This window comes from Frigoribacterium sp. CG_9.8, from assembly GCF_015751965.1.
GTDB lineage: Bacteria > Actinomycetota > Actinomycetes > Actinomycetales > Microbacteriaceae > Lacisediminihabitans.
This window is the reverse complement of sequence record NZ_JADOVH010000005.1, coordinates 110941-130610: the sequence shown is the minus strand read 5'-3', so window position 1 is coordinate 130610 and position 19670 is coordinate 110941. Positions and strand designations below refer to the sequence as shown.

At 62.9% G+C, this 19670-nt stretch carries 18 protein-coding genes and 1 pseudogene; 12 read left to right on the top strand and 7 right to left on the bottom strand.

The features are described 5' to 3' along the window. The first annotated feature begins 217 nt into the window (after positions 1-217). The 4 genes from IWX88_RS11390 to IWX88_RS11375 all read left to right on the top strand — a co-directional run bounded on the left by IWX88_RS11390 (position 218) and on the right by IWX88_RS11375 (position 3972). Positions 218-688 (top strand): R3H domain-containing nucleic acid-binding protein, encoded by a 471-nt coding sequence (locus IWX88_RS11390; protein ID WP_231369237.1) that lies wholly within the window; start codon positions 218-220, stop codon positions 686-688. A 27-nt stretch (positions 689-715) separates the two neighbouring features. Further along, positions 716-1369 (top strand): 16S rRNA (guanine(527)-N(7))-methyltransferase RsmG, encoded by a 654-nt coding sequence (gene rsmG, locus IWX88_RS11385; protein ID WP_231369205.1) that lies wholly within the window; start codon positions 716-718, stop codon positions 1367-1369. 591 nt (positions 1370-1960) lie between these two features. Continuing rightward, entirely contained in the window at positions 1961-3010 is a 1050-nt protein-coding gene (locus tag IWX88_RS11380) for a ParA family protein (RefSeq protein ID WP_370568346.1), read from the top strand. Then, a complete protein-coding gene (locus IWX88_RS11375) occupies positions 3010-3972 on the top strand; it encodes a ParB/RepB/Spo0J family partition protein (protein WP_196830409.1) in 963 nt (320 codons plus the stop codon). Before IWX88_RS11380 ends, IWX88_RS11375 begins: the two co-directional genes overlap by 1 nt. A 15-nt stretch (positions 3973-3987) precedes the next feature. On the opposite strand, the gene IWX88_RS11370 is transcribed toward IWX88_RS11375, so the two are convergent. The 6 genes from IWX88_RS11370 to IWX88_RS11345 form a co-directional block, all read right to left on the bottom strand. Further along, positions 3988-4956, bottom strand: coding sequence for a D-alanine--D-alanine ligase (locus IWX88_RS11370; RefSeq protein ID WP_196830407.1), 969 nt, complete (start codon positions 4954-4956; stop codon positions 3988-3990). A 3-nt stretch (positions 4957-4959) separates the two neighbouring features. After that, entirely contained in the window at positions 4960-6276 is a 1317-nt protein-coding gene (locus tag IWX88_RS11365; protein ID WP_196830405.1) for a PLP-dependent aminotransferase family protein, read from the bottom strand. 108 nt (positions 6277-6384) lie between these two features. Then, the gene (gene trxA / locus IWX88_RS11360; protein WP_196830403.1) at positions 6385-6711 is read right to left on the bottom strand and encodes a thioredoxin; all 327 of its coding nucleotides are present in this window, start codon (positions 6709-6711) and stop codon (positions 6385-6387) included. 30 nt (positions 6712-6741) lie between these two features. Then, positions 6742-7719, bottom strand: coding sequence for a thioredoxin-disulfide reductase (gene trxB, locus IWX88_RS11355; protein ID WP_196830401.1), 978 nt, complete (start codon positions 7717-7719; stop codon positions 6742-6744). A 125-nt stretch (positions 7720-7844) separates the two neighbouring features. Further along, positions 7845-9503 carry a murein biosynthesis integral membrane protein MurJ gene (gene murJ, locus IWX88_RS11350; RefSeq protein WP_196830399.1) on the bottom strand — a complete coding sequence of 553 codons (1659 nt, stop codon included), beginning with the start codon at positions 9501-9503 and terminating at the stop codon, positions 7845-7847. Beyond that, positions 9500-11683, bottom strand: a complete 2184-nt coding sequence (locus IWX88_RS11345) for a DUF6049 family protein (RefSeq protein ID WP_196830398.1) — start codon at positions 11681-11683, stop codon at positions 9500-9502. The genes murJ and IWX88_RS11345 overlap by 4 nt, the downstream gene beginning before the upstream one ends. Positions 11684-11807: 124 nt before the next feature. Here IWX88_RS11345 and IWX88_RS11340 point away from each other — a divergent pair, with 124 nt between their 5' ends. Next, a complete protein-coding gene (locus IWX88_RS11340; RefSeq protein WP_196830397.1) occupies positions 11808-13235 on the top strand; it encodes a CCA tRNA nucleotidyltransferase in 1428 nt (475 codons plus the stop codon). 99 nt (positions 13236-13334) lie between these two features. On the opposite strand, the gene IWX88_RS11335 is transcribed toward IWX88_RS11340, so the two are convergent. After that, entirely contained in the window at positions 13335-14405 is a 1071-nt protein-coding gene (locus IWX88_RS11335; protein ID WP_196830396.1) for an inositol-3-phosphate synthase, read from the bottom strand. Positions 14406-14552: 147 nt separating this feature from the next. On the opposite strand from IWX88_RS11335, the pseudogene rpsF reads away from it, so the two are divergent. From rpsF to IWX88_RS11300, 7 genes and pseudogenes are all read left to right on the top strand, one after another. Further along, positions 14553-14915 (top strand): annotated as a pseudogene (gene rpsF, locus IWX88_RS14295) (30S ribosomal protein S6); the annotation flags it as partial. A gap of 201 nt (positions 14916-15116) precedes the next feature. Beyond that, positions 15117-15647, top strand: a complete 531-nt coding sequence (locus IWX88_RS11325) for a single-stranded DNA-binding protein (RefSeq protein WP_196830394.1) — start codon at positions 15117-15119, stop codon at positions 15645-15647. Between the two features lie 77 nt (positions 15648-15724). Then, positions 15725-15988, top strand: a complete 264-nt coding sequence (gene rpsR, locus IWX88_RS11320) for a 30S ribosomal protein S18 (protein WP_196830392.1) — start codon at positions 15725-15727, stop codon at positions 15986-15988. Positions 15989-16000: 12 nt separating this feature from the next. Further along, the gene (gene rplI, locus IWX88_RS11315; protein ID WP_196830389.1) at positions 16001-16453 is read left to right on the top strand and encodes a 50S ribosomal protein L9; all 453 of its coding nucleotides are present in this window, start codon (positions 16001-16003) and stop codon (positions 16451-16453) included. Between the two features lie 622 nt (positions 16454-17075). Further along, complete coding sequence (dnaB, locus tag IWX88_RS11310; protein WP_231369204.1) at positions 17076-18431, top strand: replicative DNA helicase; 1356 nt, start codon at positions 17076-17078, stop codon at positions 18429-18431. A gap of 152 nt (positions 18432-18583) precedes the next feature. Continuing rightward, a complete protein-coding gene (locus IWX88_RS11305; protein WP_196830386.1) occupies positions 18584-19393 on the top strand; it encodes a hypothetical protein in 810 nt (269 codons plus the stop codon). Then, positions 19390-19656: a hypothetical protein gene (locus IWX88_RS11300; protein WP_196830384.1), complete on the top strand. Its 267-nt coding sequence runs from the start codon at positions 19390-19392 to the stop codon at positions 19654-19656. The genes IWX88_RS11305 and IWX88_RS11300 overlap by 4 nt, the downstream gene beginning before the upstream one ends. The last annotated feature ends 14 nt before the right edge of the window (positions 19657-19670 follow it).

Genomic DNA, 19670 nt, shown 5'->3' with positions numbered 1-19670 from the left:
AAGCGTCACCATGTCAGACACCATCCCACAGCGCGCCGACGACACTGCAGGGCCCGCTGTTCTGGCGAGTACAGCGACCGGCGCGACCAATTCACTCCGTCCTGATTCCGAACGTCCCAGTGCAGGCGACGGCGACTGCGCCACACTCGACGCGATGGGTGCCATTCCGGTGGTAGCCACTGAGGGTGCTGTGGTGGCGGGATCTGCTCGACTCGAGATGACTCGATCCGCCACCCAGTTAGAGGAGGAGGGCGAAATTGCCGCAGACTACATCGAGGAGCTCCTCGACATCACTGACCTCGATGGTGACATCGACATTGATGCTCACGATGGGCGAGCGTATCTTGCGGTGAACTCGAGTCTGGACAGCAATCTTCGCCTACTGTCAAAACCCGATACGGTCAACGCCCTTCAGGAGTTGACGCGCATTGCGGTTCAGGCGAAGACCGGAGTCTTCTCACGCCTGATTCTGGATGTTGGAGGGTCACGCCAGGCCCGCGAGTCCGAGCTCTCCCAGCTAGTGGGGCGTGCGGCGGAACGTATTGAGGGAGGGGCGCAATCGGCTGCTCTCCCCCCCATGTCGTCCTACGAGCGCAAATTGGTCCACGACCTCGTTGCCGCACGCGGCTTCGTGTCACAGTCCGAGGGTGAAGGCGCCGACCGCCACACGGTTATCACGCGCGCATAGTTTCACGTGAAACATAGAACGTCCGCGATGTCCGAAGAGACCAGCATGGAGCCCGCCGGGCAGGCACCTGTTGAATCCGAGCCTCCCCTGGCCGCCGCCCTATTTGGCGAGCAGATCAATCGGGCACGCCAATTCACGGCCGATCTCGTGGCCCATGGTGAGGAGCTTGGTCTGATCGGCCCGCTCGAGATGCCTCGAATTTGGACTCGGCACATCCTGAACAGTGCCTTACTGGCTTCGCTGATCAAGCCGGGACAGGTCGGTGACATTGGCAGTGGTGCCGGTCTTCCTGGCCTGGTACTAGCTATCGCCCGTCCCGACGCGCAGTTCATCCTGATCGAGCCGATGGAGCGGCGGGTTGAATGGTTACGCCGCGAGGCCGAGGCGCTGGAACTCGAGAACGTCGAGGTCGTGCGCGCCAGAGCCGAGGAGGCCAAGCTGTCGCCCTGGCTCGATCAGGTCACTGCCCGCGCGGTGAGCGCACTGGCAAAGCTAATCCCATTGACCGTGCCGCTGGTGCGATCGGGCGGGGAGTTGCTCTTCCTCAAGGGGGCAAGCGTTGATGCTGAGGTCGCCGCCGCCGCCACCGCGATTCGCCGCACCCGGTTGACAGCGGTCGAGGTTCTGACGCTCGGTGAGGGTGCCGCAGCGACTCGCGTCTTTCGGGCTACAGTTGATTGACCTCTCAGGCTAAGAATTTTGCGCGGTCGCGAGCCTACATTTTGCGATGGGGGCGCGCGCTGCGGGTCTGTGACGAGGGTCTGTGACGAGGGTCTGTGACGAGGGTCTGTGACGAGGGTGCGTGGGTGTGCCAAGTGAGTGCGCTCAGTGAAGGCTCGCGGCGTGAATGTGCGGCATGAATGTGCGGAGTGGATGTGCAACCAGGTGTCACGCGGAGTCCTCGAGAGGGTGCGAAATTGGTTGATCCTATGCAATTGCTTTTACCATGACACTGCGCACTGTCCCGGTATCGTGGCTGTCGAGCATTAGCCCCATGGCACGAGCCCCATGGCCTGCGTTTCCTGGCACGCGTTCCACGGCACACTGTCCACGGCACACTGTTGTTGCACTGCGGAGGTCCACCTCTCACCAACTGTCCTCGCTTCATTTTCGAGAGGTTGAGCATGACGAATCACCAGATCGAGAAGGTTTCACGTGAAACATCCGGATGACGATGGAATCCGAGTCGACTACGCTGCAGAGATTTATGCGGCGATGATGGGGGACACAGAAGAGGTGGGGAATACAGCAGAGGTGGGTGCCGCAGCAGCAGTGACCAGCTCGGCCACATCGGCACCTGCCACGTCATCTTTCACGTCATCTTCCGCGTCGGTCTCGATGCCAGCCGGGTCACCGTCCACCAATCTGCAGACCACGTCGGCCTCTCAGTGCGAGCCGTCGGCGGCTGCGGCGCTGCTGTCGGCGGCCACGCATGCGGGGCCCTCCGCCCACAGTGATACCCCGTTGGCGCGGGAGCTCTCTGAGATCACCCGGCGACGGCACGCGTTGGCAGCCGAGGTGCTGCCGGTGCCAGACAAGACACGCGTTCTCACGGTCGCCAATCAGAAGGGTGGCGTCGGTAAAACCACCACCACGGTAAATCTGGCCGCCGCACTCGCCCGGGGCGGAGCACGAGTGCTCGTGATCGACCTCGATCCCCAGGGCAACGCATCGACGGCCCTCGGCATTGACCACCGCGCGGAGACAGTGAGTGTGTACGAGGTGATCATCAATGACGAACTGATCGCGACTGTGATCCAGAAGAGTCCCGACTTCGACTCGCTGTTCTGCGTGCCCGCGACGATTCATTTGGCGGGCGCGGAGATTGAGCTGGTCTCGATGGTGGCGCGGGAACAACGGCTGCGGACGGCTCTTGAGAAGTTTCTCGCCGAGAGCGAGCAGCCATTCCACTATGTTTTTATCGACTGTCCCCCTTCGCTCGGTCTGCTCACGATCAACGCTTTCGTCGCCGCGCAAGAGGTGCTCATCCCGATTCAGTGTGAGTATTACGCGCTCGAGGGCCTGAGCCAACTTCTCACCAACATCAAGCTGATCGAGCGGCACCTCAACCCGGTGCTGGCCGTTTCGACGATTCTCCTCACCATGTTTGACTCCCGTACCAATCTGGCTAACCAGGTTGCACAGGAGGTGCGTGATCACTTTCCCGACCAGGTTCTCACGACGCTCATCCCCCGGTCGGTGCGGATCTCTGAGGCGCCGAGTTATGGTCAGACCGTGATCAGTTATGACGCCAATTCGCCGGGGTCGCTTTCGTATCTCGAAGCCGCTGCTGAAATCGCCAAAAGAGGAGCCCCGCAATAATGGCCGCACCAAAGAGAACCGGACTGGGGCGCGGTATCGGAGCGCTCATCCCCACTGACCTCGGCAGCCCCGCGCGCCCAGTGGATGTCTTCTTCCCGACCTCATCAGAGGAGGCCGCGGATGTTGCGGCCGATCAATTGGTCAGTGTGCCGGGTGCGCGGCTTGCAAACCTCTCACCGAACGACATCGCACCGAATGCGGCGCAGCCCCGCATGACCTTCGTACAGGAGGACCTGGACGAGCTCGTGGCCTCTATTCGTGAGGTGGGGGTGCTGCAGCCGATCGTTGTGCGTCCCATCACCGATGCGGCTCCGGGCCAGCCGCAATATGAACTCGTCATGGGTGAGCGGCGGCTGCGGGCCAGCAAGCTCCTCGGGCTGCAGAACATCCCGGCCGTAGTGAAGAACACCGCGGACGACGCGATGCTGCGTGATGCGCTCCTCGAGAACTTGCACCGCGCCAACCTCAACCCGCTTGAAGAGGCCTCGGCATACCAGCAGTTGCTCGCCGATTTCGGGATTACCCAGGACGAACTCGCTATCAAGATCGGCCGCTCCCGCCCGCAGATCACCAATACCATCCGCCTGCTCCGACTTCCAATTACGGTGCAAAATCGCGTCGCGGCCGGGGTGCTGAGCGCGGGGCATGCCCGGGCGATCCTGTCTGCGGGGGACGAGGCGACGATGGAGCGTCTTGCCGACAAGATCGTCAACGAGGACCTCTCGGTGCGCGCGGCTGAGGCTGCCGCCGGTGCGGTGACCACGAAGCCGGTGCGCACTAAACCGAGCGCCGGTCGGCGGCAGGGGCAGCTCGACGAGATAGCGGAGCGTTTGAGTGACCGGCTTAATACCCGGGTTAAAGTGAGCCTCGGTTCGAGCAAGGGCAGCATAGTGATCGACTTCGCAACGGTTGCGGACCTCAACCGGATCCTGGCCGAGCTGAACGAGCCGGGATTTGGATGATTTGCCGATCAGAGGCTAAATAATTACCTTTTGAGAATCCCTGATTGCCGCCTCAGCAAGCGCGGAATAGACCCAGCCGACGTCGTGTCCGGCGGCTTCTAAAGCGAGTGGAAGCAGCGATGTCTCGGTGAGACCCGGCAGTACATTTGCCTCGAGAAACCAAGGGATTCCCGCCGCATCCACAATGAGGTCGATGCGAGAAATGTGCCGCAATCCGAGGCACTGATGGGCGGTTAGCGCTGCCGTCGCGGCTGCCTCTGAAACAGCGTCGGGGAGCCGTGCCGGAGCATAGAAACGGGTCTCACCGGCGTTGTACCTGGCTTCAAAACTGTAGACACCGGCGAGAGGCTGGATTTCCACGGCGGGCAGGGCGACCGGACCGTCACCGGTGTCGATGATGCTGATGGCGATCTCTGTGCCGGCCACGCGGTCTTCTACAATCGCGACATCACAGTAGGTGTAGGCATCCACCATTGCGCGGGGCAGATCATCGCGATCGTCGACAAGGGTGACACCCTGTGCTGAACCGCCTTGGGCCGGCTTGACCACGAGTGGTACAGGCAATCCAGCCGAGAGACTGTCAAGGACGCTCGCCGCTCCCAGCTCACGAAACGCATCGCGGGAGAGGGCGATGGAGCGGGGCGTGTGCACTCCGGCGCGGGAGACGAGAACCTTCGCGGTGGGTTTATCCCAGGCGAGGCGGGCAGAGGCCGAGGTTGAGCCGACGCAGGGGATTCTGAGGAGGTCAAGAAGACCGCGCAGGGCGCCATCCTCACCGCTTGCGCCGTGGAGGGCTGGCCAGACCACGTCTGGGCGGGTGTCGGCGAGAAAGGCAAGGAGCGAGGCATCCGGATCTTTCAGGGTCACCACCAGCCCGTGCTCCTGCAGCCGGTCGGCGACCTGGCGGCCACTGCGCAGCGACACGTCCCGTTCGTGGGAGATGCCTCCGGCGAGAACGATGACGGACCTGGGGGGGAAGGTCATCGGCTATCCGATATTCGCGGGCGGGCTTGCGATTCCCTGCCTGAGGGGAATTGTCGCAAGCGGCGATGTCTGCGAGAAGGTGTTGAGCAGGTCGAGTTCACCGTTGACGACGACGGACAGACGGCGAATTCCTTCTCGGATGAACTCGGGGGTGGGATAACAAAATGACAGGCGGATGTTGTTACGCCCGCTGCCATCCGCATAGAACGCGGTACCGGGCGTGTAGGCCACCAGCTCCTTGATCGCTCGCGGAAGCATCGCTTTGGAATCCATGTAGTCGGGCAGGGTCACCCACACGTAGAAACCACCGCGCGGCACCGTCCAGGACAGCTGTGGCAAATATTCTGCGAGGGCCGCAAGCATCGCGTCCCTCCGCTCCCGGTAGATCGTGCGGAAGGTGTTGATCTGAGCCTTCCAATCAGCGGTGTTGAGGTATTCAGAGATCATGAGCTGGCCGAATGTGCTTGGCGAGAGGACGGCCGCTTCGTTGGCGAGGATGAGTTTTTCACGGATCGCATGCGGTGCGAGAGCCCAGCCGACGCGAAACCCCGGCGCGAGGGTCTTCGAGAAGGTGCCGAGGTAGACGACGCCGTCTTCATCGACCGAGCGCATGGCCTGCGGGGGAGGCGTGTCGAAATACAACAAACCATAGGGGTTGTCTTCCAACACCAGAATGTCGTTGGAATGGCAGATTTCGAGAATTTCGAGGCGTCGCTCCCAGCTGAGCGTCACCCCGGCCGGGTTGCTAAACGAGGGGATGGTGTACAGGAACTTGATCGTCTTGCCTGCGGCCGTCAGGCGGGCGATCGCCTGGCGAAGCGCCTCCGGGATAAGCCCGTGCTCATCCATCGGAACATGGTTGATGTCGGCCTGGAACGAATTGAATACCACCATGGCGGTGACGTAGCTCGGACCTTCCGCGAGCACAACGTCTCCCGGATTGATGAAGAGTTTTGTCACGAGTTCGAGCGCATGCTGGGATCCGGTCGTCACAACGACATCGTCGACGCTTGCGCGGATGCCCTCGAGTTCCATGACTTCGAGGATTCGCTCGCGGAGGGACTGGACGCCCTGCCCTGAGCTGTACTGGAGAGCCTGCAGTCCCTGTGTCGCCATCACCCGTTCGAAGGCGTCGGCGATGAGCTCTGGTGGAAGTGCGGCGACGAACGGCATTCCTCCCGCGAGAGAGACGACCTCCGGACGGGATGCCACGGCGAACAGCGCGCGTACCTCCGAGGCGCTGAGGCCCGCGGTTCTGTCGGCGTAACTGTTGTACCAGGGATCGAGGTTCGTGCCGTCGTTTGTCACGTCGTGAGTCATAGGGGTTCCGCGTTGTTCAGGGGATGAAGCTTCAAGAATAGTCGGGGCACGACAGAGGGCCCGTTCACTCTGCTGTGAACGGGCCGCGAACTCAGCGTCGTGTGAGTTCTACTTCAGCCACTCAGCGAAGTCGGCTTCGAGCTGGGGCTTCGGCTTGGCACCGATGACGCTCTTCACGACCTCGCCACCCTTGAAAAGCTTCATCGCGGGAATGGAGGTGATCTGGTACTTGGCAGCAATTTCCATATTGTCGTCGACGTTGACCTTGACGAGCTCGATCTTGTCGGAGTGCTCCGCCGCGATCTGGTCGAGAATTGGGCTGACGGCGCGACACGGGCCACACCATTCAGCCCAGAAGTCGACGAGCACGAGCTTCTCGGAGTCGAGCACGTCAGCCTGGAAGCTGGCGTCGGTCACATCTTTCGCAGTGGACATCGTGTTCTCTCTTTCGATTGGGAGTGGCCGTCAGGCCGGGATCTTCTCGGTGTTGGCAACGGTGTCAGCCATCGCCACCAGTTCTTTTGGGAGCGAGGCCAGGTAGTGCTCGGCGTCGAGGGCGGCCACCGTACCGGATCCAGCGGCCGTGACAGCCTGGCGGTAGGTGGGATCGAGCACGTCGCCGGCTGCGAACACCCCTGGAAGGTTCGTGCGGGAGCTTCGCCCATCAACTGCGATGGTGCCTTCGGCGGTGAAGTCGAGCATGCCGTGTACCAAGTGGGTGCGCGGGTCGGCTCCGATCGCGATGAACAGTCCGCTGAGGTCGAGAGACAGCTCCGAGTCATCCGCCGTATTGCGGAGGCCGACTCCGGTGACCGCGCTTTCGCCGTAGATGTGCTCGACGGTCTGATTGAAAAGGAACTCGATCTTAGGATTTGCAAAGGAACGGTCCTGCATCGTCTTGGACGCGCGCAGCGTGGCTCCACGGTGGATCACGTAGACCTTGTCGGCGAACTTGGTGAGGAAGTTCGCTTCCTCCATCGCGGAATCTCCTCCTCCGACGACCGCGATGGTCTTGTTGCGGAAGAAGAACCCGTCGCAGGTGGCACACCAGGAGACTCCGTAGCCGCTGAGACGTTCTTCATCGGGCAGGCCGAGCTTGCGATAGGCCGAGCCGGTGGCGAAAATCACAGACAGCGCTTCGTGCACGTCTCCGTTGCCCAGGGTCACCGTCTTCACCTCTCCACTCAGATCGAGGGAGGTGACGTCGTCGAGCACGATTTCGGTGCCGAATCGCTCGGCCTGCGCCTGGAATGCGGCCATGAGGTCCGGCCCCATGATGCCTTCGGGAAAGCCGGGGTAGTTCTCCACCTCCGTGGTCTTCATGAGTTCACCGCCGGCCTCAACCGAGCTTGCGATCAGCAGGGGACGCAGGTTGGCGCGGGCAGCGTAGATCGCGGCGGTGTAGCCGGCAGGACCGGAGCCGATGATGATGGTCTGGCGCAACGAAGACAACTCCTTAGGTGGTGCGGATGTGTGTGGTGTCGGTTCGGTTCGTGCCCGTCCCACTGAAGGCTGTAACACATCCTATTCGCCCGATATTCCGCAAACCGGGTGTGCCCGGGAGCGCTCTACCGCCCGCGACGGAAACGCGCGGAGACAAGGCCGGTCACCGCACCAAGCTCCGGATTGCGGAACCCGGCAAGGAGCCCGAGGTAGACGATGCCCATCGTGCCGACGATCAGGATCATGGCCACGAGGGCAGGGATGCGACCCGACTGGGCGAATCCACCGACATCCAGTCCACCAAGCAGCAGCAGCAGCCCGAAGCCGACCGCCCCAGCCACGAGGGCGAAGCCGATGAATACCAGATAGCGGGAGACCACTCGGCGGCCGTCGAATCCGTTGATCCGGCGACGCACCAGAACCAGCGTGATAATCGCCTGGATTCCGAACGTGACGGTGGTGACGACGGCGATCCCGACAGCAATCCATTCGGTGTCGAGCACAGAGCAGGCGAGCGCCCCCGCGATGAAGAGGGTGGACTGGACGCACTGCACGAGGAACGGGGTGCGGGTGTCGCCCAGCGAGTAGAAGACGCGCTGGAGCACGAAGAGCACCGTGTAGAGGATCAGACCCGGCATAAACGCGAGGATGATGCGACCGAGCCCCACAACATTGGCGAAGCCGTCGGTAAAGAGCCTGGCGAAGGGGAAGGCGACCACGCAGAGGGCCACCGTCGCGAACACGATGAGCAGTCCGATCGAGCGAAGCGACTCGGAGAGGTCCCCACGGATTCCCGGGAGGTCGCCGGTGCTCGCGTGTGCGCTCATCCGGGTGAAGTAGGCGGTGACTATCGAGACTGCGATGACGGAAAAGGGCAGCATGAAGACGAGCCAGGCGTTTTGGAGGGCGAACACTGACGGATGGCTTCCCGACGCGATCGATGCGATCCGGCTCTGGAAGACCCCGGCGATCTGGGTGACGAGAACCATGCCGAGGAGCCAGCCTGCGGCCTTACCTGTGGCCGCGAGACCGACTCCGCGCCACCGAAAGTCGAGGCGGAAGCGCAGCCCAGCGCGACGCCAGAACAGGAAAAGCACGAGCGCTTGCGCGGTGACAGCGAGCGTAGTCACACCGCCGAGAAGGATGATCTTGCCCGGGCCCCAGTCGGAGACCGACGCGTTCTGTGCCGATCCGCCGAATAGCGCCATGAAGGCGACAAGGCCCCCGATGCTGACGATGTTGTTGAGCACCGGCGCCCACGTGAACGGCCCGAAGATCCGTCGGGCATTCAGCACCTCACTCAACAGGCTGTAGAGCGCGTAAAAGAAAATCTGGGGAAGGCACCAGTACGCGAAGCCGATGGCCAGCGAGACCTGCTCGGGAGTGAACCCACGCCCGGAGGTCGACTGGGACGTGTAGAGAGACACCAGCGCTGGAGCGGCGAGCGTCGCGATCACCGTCACAAGACCGAATACGACGATTCCGAGCGTGACAATTCGGTTGATGAACTGCTGGCCGCCGTCGTGATGGGCAGCCGCCTTCACGATCTGCGGAACAAGTACCGCACTCAACACCCCGCCGGCGACGAGGGCGTAGATGTTGTTCGGCAGCTGGTTTCCGACGGCAAATGCGTCTCCGGCCGCCGTAGTCGTGCCGATCGCGGCCACCAGAACGATGGTGCGCACGAACCCGAGCACGCGTGAGACGACCGTGCCGGCGGCGAGGATCGCGCTCGCCCGGCCCATTCCTCCGGGTTCGGCTGGGCTGGTGCCGACGCCTGTCATGGAGACGTCGGGGCATCGCCGACAGGGCTGACGGACCCCGAGGTAGCCTTCGCTCGCTTCGTCTTTCGGCGCCGGGCTACTGTGCGGTAGATGCCGAAGCCGAACACCCCCACTACGAATACGGCGATGACGGCAGTGAATGCGGTCTCCCATTGAGCCTGTACATCGACGTCAATTGTCGTCGGGGTGCTGATCTGCACATTCGTGCTGCTCGACAGTGCAACGGTGAGGGTGACCGGTCCGTTGGCATTTGAGGTGACCGGAACGGTGGTCTTTGCCTGCGATTGGGCCTCCACCACGAGTTCGACTCGATCCCGGTCGATGGTGATGATGGTGGATGGGGAACGCACGCTTACGTAGACGGTGACCGGCCAGCGCAGCTCGTTCGTGACCGTGATGGGAAGCGGGCTGTTACGCGAGGTGAAGACTGTGGCACTGCTCCGGGCAACTGTGACCGATTTCGTGACGAAGAAATTTGATCTGGCAAGATACTTTTCGGTCTCCGACGGCCAGGTGTCATCGCCGATCCAGGAGTTTGAGAGCAGAGCGAGCAGGGTCAGCCGGCGCTCGCCGGTGATCTCGCTCGGATCGGTGAGAACCGATGAGAAGTTTCCGGCCGTGGTCTCAGCGGCGAGGAGATCGGCCACCGTTGCGATGCGTTCCGCGGTCTCGGGCCGGGCCGTGACAGTGGCGGTAGCTGGCGCTCTGGTTGAGCCGGTCGCGAATTCGGCATCCGCCTCGGAGAGCGATGCAGATGCTGCCCACGGAAGTGTTGAGAGGGCCGCGAGAGTCTGTGCGAGACGGGCATTTGCTCCCGGCGACGCGCGGTCGAAAGTGGCAAGAAGGGTGCGCGGCAGCGTGGGGCGCTCACTCGAGACAACGGCAATCGCGGCCGACAGTTGCGACATGGCCTTCTCCCACAGTGCAGTGGTTGGAGCCCGTGCTGCGGTGTCGATGTACGTCGATAGGGCGTCATCTGAGACGAGTGCCCGGTGTGTGCCGACGAGTGCAGCGGAACTCGGTGTGTAGCCGAGATCTCCGTAACCGACATTGCCAGAACTGAGGATTACCGTTGTGAGTCCGCCGGCCTCGAAACTGTCGAGATCGCTCTCAACGACGCTTCCAGCGGCAGGCCACGCGATCGCGGGAAGGGTGTAGTTGAAGGCCTGGAGCGATAGCAGGTCAGGTAACACACTGCCCCCACCATTCGACGGAGCAGGGGTCGGTGTGCTGCTTGGCGTTGCGCTCGGTGTGGCGCTTGCTGCCCCGGGAAACAGCGTCGCGTCGATCGGGAAGCTCGTTGGTTTGAGGAGGCTGGAGGCCTTTGCCTGGCTTGCCGCAGCGAGGTCGGAGTCTCCATAGCTCAGGGGGAAACTGTTGTTGGTCGCCGCCTCCAGGCGGAGAAGCCAGGCGACCGCCGAGGGTGGGGTTGACTCGCCGAGGATGCGAATGGACGCAAGCACCCGCGGATCGATGCCGATTGTGACTCCCGGCTGATCGTAGGCTGCGTCGAGCTGGCGGGCGAGTAAGCCACCGTCCGCTGTATAGCTCGCCAGCAGGTCGATGGGAATGAGGCCATCCGCACTCGTGGTCACGGTGAGCGGCATCACGAGTGCGAGCCTGGTCTGCTGTACGCCGGTGCCCGGGTTCCAGACGATGCTGCTGCGCACTTGGCCGACTTCGGAACCGCCGCTGGATATCCGGATGGCGAGGGTGCGCGTTCCCCAAGCCGAAGCCCGCGTGCCGAAGTCGATGGATGCCGCTGGCACGGTGAATTGCATCGGTACGGTGCGCCCAGACGGCACTTCCGGTGTCGGGGCGGAGAGCACCTCGGTGCCGAGGGAATCCTCGGATGAGGTGGAGGCCGGAGCGAGCCAGCTTGAGAGCTCGGCGCGGGAACGCACCGCCGACCGGTTGAGCACGATGCTCGCCGTTCCGGCTGGGATGGCCTTCGCGGAGGGGTTCGCGACAGTGCCGGAGATCACCAGATCCTGCCCGGGTGCGAGTGATCCATACGCGGCCGGTACGAAGGTGAGTACGGCACTCGACCCATCCGTCGCCCGGATCGCGCCGGCCGCCGAGGCGGCGGCAACGCCGGGCAGGACGCCAGTTCCGGCGCTGGGCGCGATGGCGGCGCCGATGGCAAGCACCACCGCGAACAGGGATGTAAAAGGTCTCATAGCGAAAAGGGCCGGCGGAGTCAGTGCCCCGGCCGCCCTCCAGTGATTCTAGGGTCTCCACGCGTTGTGTAAGGCTCAGGCACTACGGCGGTGTGCGGTGACGCGCGCCGCTAGTGTGGGGGGCATGGAGAGTGTCGCTTCGGCAATTCAGCGACTGGCAGACCTCGCATCCACGCCCCATATCTCTCGGCTGTCAGCGGCGTTCGCAGCGGCGGGATTCGAGCTCGCTCTTGTGGGTGGACCGGTGCGTGACGCATTCCTGGGGCGTGCGCTCACCGACCTCGATTTCACCACCGATGCCCGCCCCGACGACATTCTCGCCCTCGTTAAGCCGATCTCGGAAGCGCATTGGGATATCGGTCGCGCATTCGGCACGATCGGTGCTCGCATTGACGGCCACACGGTCGAGATCACGACCTATCGTTCCGACGCCTATGACGGTGAGTCCCGCAAACCGATCGTCGCGTTCGGTGACTCCCTTGAAGCCGATCTCGTGCGGCGCGACTTCACCGTCAACGCGATGGCCCTGAGACTGCCGGGACGCGTGCTGGTGGATCCTTCCGGTGGGCTCGAAGATCTTGTGGCGAAACGTCTCACGACGCCTGGGGCGCCCGAAGACTCCTTCGGTGACGATCCGCTCCGGATGATGCGGGCTGCACGTTTCACTTCGCAGCTCGGGTTCACCGTGGACGGCCCGACCACCCGTGCGCTCCACGCCCTCGCTGAGCGTATTTCGATGATCTCGGTGGAACGGGTGAGCGATGAGCTCGGCAAGTTGCTGCGGAGCCCGGCTCCGCGGGCTGGACTCCAGCTGCTGGTCGACTCCGGCATTGCGGCAATCGTGTTGCCCGAGTTGCCAGCGCTCAGCCTGCAGATCGACGAACATTTTCACCACAAAGACGTGTACGAGCACAGTCTCACCGTTCTCGACCAGGCGATTGAGCTCGAGCAGTCGCGGCATCCTGGATCCGCACCCGACCTGATCCTGCGCCTCACCGCTCTCCTGCACGACATCGGAAAGCCAGCGACCAAGCGCACTGAGGGTGACGGCGTCGTCACCTTCCATCATCACGACGTGGTGGGGGCAAAGCTTGCGAAGAAGCGGTTGAGGGAGCTGCGCTACGACAATGACACGATCGCTGCCGTCGCACGGCTGATCGAGCTGCACCTGCGGTTCTTCGGATACACCGAGGGTGCATGGAGTGATTCAGCCGTGCGGCGGTATGTACGCGACGCCGGGCCGCAGCTCGAGCGCCTCCACATCCTCACCCGGGCAGATGTCACAACGCGCAACCGGCGCAAGGCCGACCGCCTGTCGTTCGCCTACGACGATTTGGAGCAGCGGATCGCGGCGCTGGGTGAGCAAGAGGAGCTCGATGCGATGCGCCCAGACCTCGACGGCGAGCAGATCATGGCAATCCTCGGCCTGAAACCCGGGCGCGAGGTCGGCGAGGCGTATCGCTTCCTGCTCGAGCTCCGGCTCGAAGAGGGCAGCCTCGGCGCGGATGTCGCGACTGATCGTCTCCGCGACTGGTGGGCAGCTCACCCCTGAACCGCGCCCGTTCCATCCCCGCCGCTCGCCGCCCCGCTCGCGTAACAGGCGCTCCTGAATTTGCGACGGGGTTCGAACGACGGGGTGGGCCCAGACGGACTAGCCGTGGTCGCGGATGAACTGCTCGAGCAACTCGCGAGCCACCGGGTCGGGATACTGCTTCGCCGGGCTCTTCATGAAGTAGGCGGATGCCGCCTCCACCGGACCACCGAGCCCAGCATCCAGGGCGATCTTGGCGGCGCGGATGGCGTCGATCACGACCCCTGCGGAGTTGGGCGAGTCCCACACCTCGAGCTTGTATTCGAGCGAGGTGGGAGCATTTCCGAAGCCGTGGCCCTCGAGCCGAACGAAGGCGAGCTTGCGATCATCCAGCCACGGGATGTGGTCGCTCGGCCCGATGTGCACGTCGTGCGAGTTGAGCTGGGCCTCGATATTGCTGGTCACGGCCTGGGTCTTGGAAATCTTCTTGGACTCGAGGCGGCGGCGCTCGAGCATGTTCTTGAAATCCATGTTTCCACCGACATTGAGCTGATAGGTGCGGTCGAGTACGAGGCCGCGCTCCTCAAACAACCGGGCAAGCACGCGGTGAGTGATGGTCGCTCCGAGCTGGCTTTTGATGTCGTCTCCGACAATCGGCAGTCCTGCATCGGTGAACTTTTTTGCCCACACCGGATCGCTCGCAATGAAGACCGGCAGCGCATTGACAAAGGCGATACCCGCATCCAGTGCGGCTTGGGCGTAGAACTTCGCACCGTGCTCCGATCCGACGGGCAGGTAGCAGACCAGCACCTCTGCGCCGGAGTCGCGCAGTGCCTGGGCGACGTCCACTTCGGGAGCCGGTGACTCGTCGACCAGCTCACGGTAATACTCGCCAAGGCCGTCGAGGGTCGGTCCGCGCTGCACGAGCACGCCGGATGTCGCCACGTCGGTGAACCGCAGGGTGTTGTTCTGACTCGCCCAGATGGCATCCGCCAGGTCGAGACCCACCTTCGCGGCATCCACGTCGAAGGCCGCGACAAAAGAGATGTCGCTGATCGCGTATCCGCCAAATCGTGTGTGCATGAGGCCAGGGACCACCTGGGACTCGTCAGCATTCGCGTAGAACGTGACCCCCTGCACGAGGGAGTTGGCGCAGTTTCCGACACCGGCAATGGCAACTTTCAGGGACATGCGTGTAGAGCTCCTTGATTGATAGTGATGCGACTGACTACACTAGGCAGGTTGTCTGCGAGCGATTGCGCATTCGGACAACGATGCCAAAACCCTCCTGTCACAGATCGTCTGTGGCCGTTCTAGTCCAAAGGAGGTGGGTTAGTTATGCATCAGTACGAACTAATGGTAATTCTCGATCCAGAGATCGATGAGCGCACCGTGGCTCCGAGCCTCGATAAGTTCCTCAACGTCATCCGCAATGACGGTGGTTCGATCGACAAGGTCGACGTCTGGGGACGTCGTCGACTGGCGTACGAGATCAACAAAAAAACTGAAGGTATCTACGCCGTCGTCGCCCTCACAGCGAACCCCGCCGCGACCGTCGAGCTCGACCGCCAGCTGAAGCTCAGCGAAGCGGTCATGCGCACCAAGGTGCTCCGCGCCGAGGAAGCCATCGCACAGGTCGCCGAGGCCGCACAGCTCTCAGCCGAGAAGGCCGCCCGCAAGGCAGCTGCCCCAGCGAAGGCCAGTGCAACCGCGGGAACCGCAACGAAGGCAGCGGATGTCGCATCCGCTCCGGCAACGTCAGTATCAACGGCAACTCCGGCCGCGCCCTCGGCTCCGGCAACACCTGCCGCCCCGGTCGCAATCGAAGCGCCTGCGACCGAAGCGCCCGCGACCGAAGCGCCCGCCGCCGCGGGTGCCGAGACCCCGGCTGGTAACTGACCCATGGCTGGCGAAACCGTAATCACCGTGGTGGGCAACCTCACGAGCGACCCGGAACTGCGGTACACGCAGAACGGGTTGGCGGTTGCCAACTTCACCATCGCATCCACCCCGCGCACCCTTGACCGGGGCAGCAACGAGTGGAAAGACGGTGAAGCACTCTTCCTTCGTGCGAGCGTTTGGCGTGAGTATGCCGAGCAGGTGGCAGGATCCCTCACCAAGGGATCTCGTGTCATCGCGATCGGCCGGCTCAAGCAGCGCTCTTTCGAGACCAAAGAGGGCGAGAAGCGCACCAGTATCGAACTCGAAATTGACGAGATCGGTCCGAGCCTCCGGTATGCAACCGTGCAGGTGACCCGCACCTCCCGTGAGGGCGGCGGTCCTGGCTCAAACGGCGGCGGCGCGCCCCGGGTCGGTCAGGGCGCACCCGAGCCGTGGGCAGCATCTGCTCCCGCCTCGGCGTCATCGGCAAGTGCTGCAGGCGGAGACGTCTGGAACACCCCGGGCAGTTATAACGACGAGACGCCCTTCTAGGCCGATCCCGACCGATCTCGATACGGTCGCTTGGCGACCTATTCGACCACCGAATATTCAAGAAAGAAGCAGAAACCATGGCTGGAAAGAGCAGCGGCGATCGCCGCAAGCCCCTCCGCACTCTCAAGGGCGGCAAGAACGCCGCCCCGGCGAAGTCCATTCGCGTCGGAGTCATCGACTACAAGGACGTTGCAACCCTCCGCAAGTTCATTTCGGAGCGTGGAAAGATCCGCGCCCGTCGCATCACCGGTGTCTCCGTGCAGGAACAGCGACTCATTGCCCGCGCGGTTAAAAACGCGCGTGAGATGGCACTGCTCCCCTACGCCGGCTCAGGCCGTTAGGAATCAGGAAAAATGTCAAAATTGATTCTCACGCACGAGGTCACCGGCCTCGGTGCACCCGGAGACGTCGTCGACGTCAAGACCGGCTACGGCCGCAACTTTCTCATCCCCCAGGGCTTCGCTGTCGCGTGGACCCGGGGTGGCGAGAAGCAGGTCGAATCGATCAAAGCCGCGCGTGTAGCGCGCGAGCACGCCACCATCGAGGAAGCACAGGACCTCAAGGCCAAGCTCGAGGCCACGACCGTGAAGCTGACCGTCAAGGCAGGCGAGGGCGGACGACTGTTTGGTTCGGTGAAGACGACGGATGTCGCCGATGCCGTGGCCGCTGCCGGGCTCGGTGCCGTCGACAAGCGCAAGATCGAGATCTCGTCGCCCATCAAAGCCACTGGACAGCACGAGGCCACCGTGCGCCTTCGTGATGACCTGGTCGCCACGATCACCCTGACGGTAGTCGCCGCAAAATAACGGCAACTCCTGCCCGCCAGGAACGAGTTCCCCGAGGGGATAGCAGGAAGCGCAAGCTTCTCGCTATCCCCTCTTTGCGTGTCAATTTATCGACCAATTCTTCGCCCTGACCGGGTTTTTATGCACAGCCCTTCACCTCTCAGTCCCAACCTTCAACCTGCACTCTAAGCATGTTTCTACACATTCCACGTTGATATAAAAAAAGCTGTTCAGACGGGATATATAGCTAATAAACCGATAGTTATCCCCAGCTGATTGCACAGGTTGTTCACACACTGTGCGGCGTTTCGCGCAACTTACCCACACCTTTATCCACAGGTCGTTGTTGTGCTGGCGGATACGGGCTTGCCGACCATGTGGCGGATCCCTAATGTGTACCAATGTGTCACGGGAGACCGGGTCGCAGGCGGGTTGGCTTGGCTGGATGTCGGAGGCTTTCGGTAGACCTGGGAGCGCCCCAATTGTGCAGCGGCGAACGCGGCACGCACCCCCCCCGCACCGAACACACGAACACCGAACACACGAATAGGCGCAGGCCGCGAAAAGAGAGAGTGGGCGAACGATGTCGATAGCCCACCTGGGTCTCGCGCCTAACCAGGGCGACGGCCAGCGTGACTCAAACATGCGTGATTCGAGCATTCGTGACTCGAACCAGCGGTCCTCCGACCGCGTGCCCCCGTACGACCTCCTTGCCGAACAGAGTGCGATCGGCGGAATGCTTCTCAGCAAGGACGCCGTGGCAGACGTCATCGAGTCTGTGCGTGCGGTCGACTTCTACATTCCGAAACACGAGATCATCTTCGACGCGATTCTCTCGCTCTATGCTCACGGCGAGCCGACGGACGTGATCGCCGTCACCGATGAGCTCACCAAGACCGGGGAGCTGGTCAGGGCTGGCGGGGCTGAGTATCTCCACACGCTCACCGGGATCGTACCCACCGCGGCCAACGCGGGTTTCTACTCGACCATCGTTGCCGAGAAGGCGGTGTTGCGCCGTCTGGTCGAAGCCGGCACCCGCATCGTTCAAATGGGTTACGCCAGCGAGGGCGAGGTTGTGGACCTGGTCAACAACGCCCAGGCCGAGATCTACGGCGTGATGGGTGGTGTCGAGGCGGAAGATTTCGTCCCGCTCACCGTCGCGGTCACGACGGCGATCGACGAGATCGAAGCGGCACGGGGGCGCGACGGCTCGATGACGGGAGTTCCCACCGGCTTTGCCGAGCTCGACGAACTGACGAACGGCCTGCACGGCGGGCAGCTCATCATCGTGGCCGCCCGCCCGGCACTCGGGAAGTCAACCCTTGCGCTCGACTTCGCGCGTGCCGCATCCATCAAATACGACATGCCGTCCATCTTCTTCTCGCTTGAAATGGGTCGCTCGGAGATTGCCATGCGACTGCTGTCGGCTGAGGCGGCCGTGCCGCTGCAGAGCATGCGCAAGGGCACGCTCCACACCGAAGACTGGACGAAGATCGCCTCGACGCGCGGGCAGATCAATGACGCCCCGCTCTACATAGATGACAGCCCGAACATGACCCTGGTCGAGATCCGTGCCAAGTGCCGCCGTCTCAAGCAGAAGGTCGGCCTCAAGATGGTAATCATCGACTACCTGCAGCTCATGACCTCTGGCAAGAAGGTCGAGTCTCGCCAGCAGGAAGTGAGCGAGTTTTCCCGCGCACTCAAGTTGCTTGCGAAAGAGCTGCAGGTTCCCGTCATTGCACTGTCGCAACTCAACCGTGGTCCTGAGCAACGTTCCGACAAAATGCCAGCCCTCTCCGACCTGCGCGAATCGGGATCACTCGAGCAAGATGCCGACATGGTGATTCTCCTGCACCGGGATAGCGCGTACGAGAAAGAGAGCACTCGTCCGGGTGAGGCTGACCTCATCGTGGCGAAGCACCGTAATGGCCCGACCAAGACCATCACGGTGGCATTCCAGGGCCACTTTTCGCGCTTCCAGGACATGGCCCCGGCGTAGCGACTGGTGTGCCGGTGGTCTGCTGCGGATCAGCAGTGACGCAGCACCGCCCCCGCCCGGGAATGCTCACGGGTAGGGCGGCGTAAACTGGACAGGTCACCCGATGGGCGGCGTCGCCCCCGTGCGGCAGGACAGGCAGGAGATGGTGAGCCGTGGCACGCATCTCCGACGCACCCGCCGGTGATGCAGCCGCCGGTGATGCAGCCGCCGATGCCGCAGCCGCCGGTGATGCACGTGCCGAGGCGCCCGAGTCTGCGAACCGAGCCTCCGATGAGGCCGCTGCCCAGCGTGCTGCGTACTGGCCAATGCCGATCGCCCGTGCCGTGCCCGCCGCTGCACTTGCGCTGGCCATTACCTTCTCCGCTGATCACTCGGCCCAATTTGGCCTCACAGTCTTCGGGATATTCGGGATCGTCGCCGGCCTAGTGCTCGGCGCAATGGCGTGGTTGCGCCTAGCCGACTCCCGTGTGCGCCCGTACTTCCTCATCCAAGCCGCGGTGACTCTCGTCGCAGGTGTCGTAGCCCTCCTTGTGAGGACAGGACACGCGAGCAGCAGCGAGGTGCGTTTTCTCTTTCTCGTGCTGACGATCTTTGCGGCGGTGACCGGGTTCCTCGAGTTGTACAGCGGAGTGCGAAGTAGGCGTCGATTTGTGGCATCCGGCGATTGGATTGCCGGGGGGCTAATCACGGTAATCGCTGCTCTCGCCTTCGTGTTGATTCCTCCGGACTATCGGCAGAATTATGCCGGTCCCGACCAGGTGAAGCGGGTGCTGGACGCCTCCGTCGTCGCGGTCGGCTCCCTCGGCGCCTGGGCCGCCATCACCGCGGTCTTCCTGGTGATCGCAGGGCTATCGGCCAAGTGGGGAACCCAAGCCGGCACGGTGGCACCCGCAAGCGGCGCAGCCGAATCGTCCCACCCGAACGGATCGTCCCATCCAGCAGAGAGCGAGAACCGAGCGTGAGCGCTCCGAACAGCAGCCAGCCGAGTCGTCGAGATCGTCTCCGTCCCTTCGAGTACGTCGCAATCTCCGCGGTGGTCGCGCTGTTCATGGGATTCGTTGTCGTGCTCAGCACACGTCAGGTAACCCTGGCACTCGTGTTCACAGGGATCACTTTTATCGTGTCGCTCATCTCTATTGCGATGCTTGCGCTCGCAGCAAAGCCGGGCGACGCCGAGAAGATCGATCTGACCGAGCAGGATCACCAGTCCGACAGCGGCCACTAGGCCCGCTCTTCAAC